Source organism: Pseudomonas sp. PS02303, from assembly GCF_029959925.1.
Taxonomy (GTDB): domain Bacteria; phylum Pseudomonadota; class Gammaproteobacteria; order Pseudomonadales; family Pseudomonadaceae; genus Aquipseudomonas; species Aquipseudomonas mandelii.
Genome location: NZ_JASCOM010000414.1, coordinates 1 through 3,177, shown reverse-complemented (window position 1 = coordinate 3,177; position 3,177 = coordinate 1). Strand labels below are relative to the sequence as shown.

Here is a 3,177-nt window from a genome sequence, read left to right as displayed (position 1 = left end):
CGATGGCGTCTTGTCATTCGACCCATGTATTGACTGATACGCCGCCATCGCGAGCAGGCTCACTTCCACAGTAAATACTGGGGGCTCAGGGGCTGCCGAAAAACGGCCGGATCCCGTGCTCCTTGAAATACCGCTCAATCACCTTGGGATCCGCCGAGTTGTCGGCAATCGCCACATACGTATCCGGACGCAGCAGGTAAAACCCGTTACGCCCCAACCCCGCCGCTTCAAACGCCGGCCGCCAGTCGAACACGTGCAACGGCAGGTGATGCTCGTGACACCAGGCGATCATTTCGTCACTGGTGTCGCCATACACATGCACCTGCCAGGTCAGACACTTCAGCGATTCGAAATTGTCCCCCTCACCGTCGTGAGCCCAGGGCAGGCGGTCGCCGCCATGAACGTGGCCCGCGACCCCCGTGCTCAACGCTGTCCCACGATAGTTCAGGGTGATCTGCGACACCGTGCGAAACAGGAACTCACGGGACGTTTCGAATGAGGCCATTTTGGGGATCAGGAACGGTGCCAGACGGGTGCGCAACAAATCGGCCATGCGCCCTTCGGCAGTCACGAAGGTGAAGACCCGGTCGGTGGTGGCCACCAGTTTGCGGGCGAAGGTGATGCGTTCGGTTTCGTAGGTGTCGAGCAGCGTGGCTGTGGCGCCGCCGCTCAAGACGGCCGCCAGCTTCCAGGCCAGGTTGATGGCATCGCCGATCCCGGTGTTCATGCCCTGACCGCCCGCCGGGCTGTGGACGTGGGCCGCGTCGCCCAATAGAAAGGCGCGACCGTTGCGAAAGTGATCCGCCACCCGGTGATGCACACGATACGTCGAGAACCAGTTAACCTGCTCAATCTGCACCTTCAGGTGCTCGATGGCCCGACTGCTGACGTCGGCAAACCCGAGGGTTTCAGCACGGTCGGCGCGCTCGTCGCGCACGGTGCCGATCAAGCGGGCGCGGCCTTCGCCGGCTAACGGAAACACCGCGAGAAAGTCCGCTTCATCCAGGTCCAGATGCAGTTCGCCGTTGAACGTCGGCCCGTGAGCCTGCACGTCCGCCACGTAGAAAACCTGCTGGTAGGTGCCGCCGGGAAAACCGGTATCGAGGGTCTTGCGCACGATTGACCGGGCGCCGTCGCAACCCGCCAGGTAACACGCCTGGCAGATTTCCTGTTGGCCATCGTGCAAGCGCAGCCTTGCACTGATGCCATCGCCGGTCTCTTCAAAACCCTCCAGTTCGGTGCTGCGTTCGACCTTGATACCGAACCCTTCGAGGCGTTCAATCAGCAATTGTTCGTGCTCATCCTGAGGGAACATCTCGAGAAACGCGTAAGGCGTCAGCCCCTCGCCGATGCCGGTCAATGGCAAGCGCGCTACGGGCTCGCCCTTGACCCAGAAATTCGCTGCGTGCACCCGGTGGCCTTTTTGTACCACGGCATTGCTGAGGTCGAGCTGACGGTAAAGCTCCAGCGTCCGTGCCTGGACCGCCAGCGCCCGGGACGTGGTGCCGGGGGCCGACGTCTTGTCGATAATCCTTACCCCAATCCCCAGTTTGCTCAGCCACAGCGCCAATACCAGCCCGGTCGGGCCGGCGCCGACGATCAGCACGTCGCTACGGTTCATGAGCCTGTCCTCCTCGGTGTGTGGCACAAGTATGGTCCAGCGCGGGGATATGAAAAGGCAGGCCGCCCAACGGAAAAGGCCCGCAACCGTGAAGTGGTGGGGGATGAAGGGGAACGGGCCGTTGCGGCAGCAGTCATAGCCTGCGCCATGCCTTTGATCGTATGGTTAACCCGGTTCAGAAGAGTTGATGGAGCACCATGCAAGCCAATCGATTGATCATGAGTCTCGCGGCGCTGCTGGTGCTGGCGGGTTGCGGCACCCAGCGCACTCAGGAGTTGCCGGCCCGCAAACCCGCCGAGGTCAAGGCCGAGATCGTGCGCCTGCTGCCGGCGAAAACCGTTGACCGCCAAGGCTGGGCCACGGACATCTACGCCGCTTTTGCCGCGCAGAACATCTATCCCTCCACGCAAAACCTGTGTTCGGTACTCGCGGTTACCGAGCAAGAGTCGACCTTCCAGGTCGACCCACCCGTGCCGGGCCTGGGCAAGATCGCCCGCGAAGAGATCGACCGTCGTGCCGCTAAAGTCCATATCCCCAGCCTGCTGGTCAGCGGTGCACTGCAGGTCAGTTCATCCAATGGTAAAAGCTACAGCGACCGGCTGAATGCGGCGCGCAGCGAAAAAGAACTCAGCGCTATTTTCGATGACTTCATCGGCATTGTGCCCATGGGGCGGACCTTGTTTGGAGGGCTCAATCCGGTGCACACCGGTGGGCCGATGCAGGTCAGCATCGACTTCGCCGAGCAACAGGCACGGGATTATCCGTATCCGGTGAACGGCTCGATCCGTCGTGAAGTGTTCAGCCGTCGCGGCGGCATGTACTTCGGCATTGCTCACTTGCTCGGGTACCCGGTGAGCTACAAACAGCCGCTGTATCGCTTCGCCGATTTCAATGCCGGTTGGTACGCCAGCCGCAATGCGGCGTTTCAGAATGCGGTGAGTCGAGCGTCAGGCATCCCTTTGGCGCTGGATGGTGATCTGGTGCGCTATGACGCGATCATGCCGGGCACCACGGAATTGGCGGTGCGCAGCCTTGGCAAGCAATTGGGCATGCGCAACACGACCATTCGCGATCAATTGGAGGAGGGCAAAAACCTGCAGTTCGAGGACACCCAGCTTTATGCGCGGGTGTTCGACCTGGCCGAGAAGGCGGAAGGTCGGCCGTTGCCTCGTGCAGTGTTGCCGGGGATCGTGCTGCAAAGCCCGAAAATCACCCGCAAACTTACGACGGCGTGGTTTGCCAAGCGGGTGGATGAGCGTTATCAGCGCTGCATGACACGGGCGGGCAAGTGACCGGCCGCAAAAAACAGGCAAAAAAAACCCGGCTGATGAGGCCGGGTTTTTCATTGAGTACTGCGGTAAAACCCTTCATTTATACAGCGCGGCTTTCGATCAGACGATCCGAACCATCTTCAGCGACGCGGTTTTCGATCAGACGATCCGAACCACCTTCAGCGACGCGGTTTTCGATCAGACGATCCGAACCACCTTCAGCAACGCGGTTTTCGATCAGTCGATCCGAACCAGCTTCAGCAACGCGGTTTTCGAGCTGGCGCG

Annotated in this window: 2 protein-coding genes and 1 pseudogene; 1 reads left to right on the top strand and 2 read right to left on the bottom strand. The window is 60.9% G+C overall.

Annotated features, from left to right (window positions below; all coding sequences use genetic code 11):
- Positions 1-85 precede the first annotated feature (85 nt).
- Complete coding sequence (locus tag QMX98_RS33450; RefSeq protein ID WP_282412028.1) at positions 86-1,621, bottom strand: FAD-dependent monooxygenase; 1,536 nt, start codon at positions 1,619-1,621, stop codon at positions 86-88.
- A 197-nt stretch (positions 1,622-1,818) separates the two neighbouring features.
- Between QMX98_RS33450 and QMX98_RS33445 the strand changes: the two genes are divergently transcribed.
- Complete coding sequence (locus tag QMX98_RS33445; RefSeq protein ID WP_077750525.1) at positions 1,819-2,913, top strand: DUF1615 domain-containing protein; 1,095 nt, start codon at positions 1,819-1,821, stop codon at positions 2,911-2,913.
- Between the two features lie 79 nt (positions 2,914-2,992).
- Here the strand turns inward: QMX98_RS33445 and QMX98_RS33440 are convergent.
- Positions 2,993-3,177, bottom strand: a pseudogene (locus QMX98_RS33440) (hypothetical protein); the annotation flags it as partial.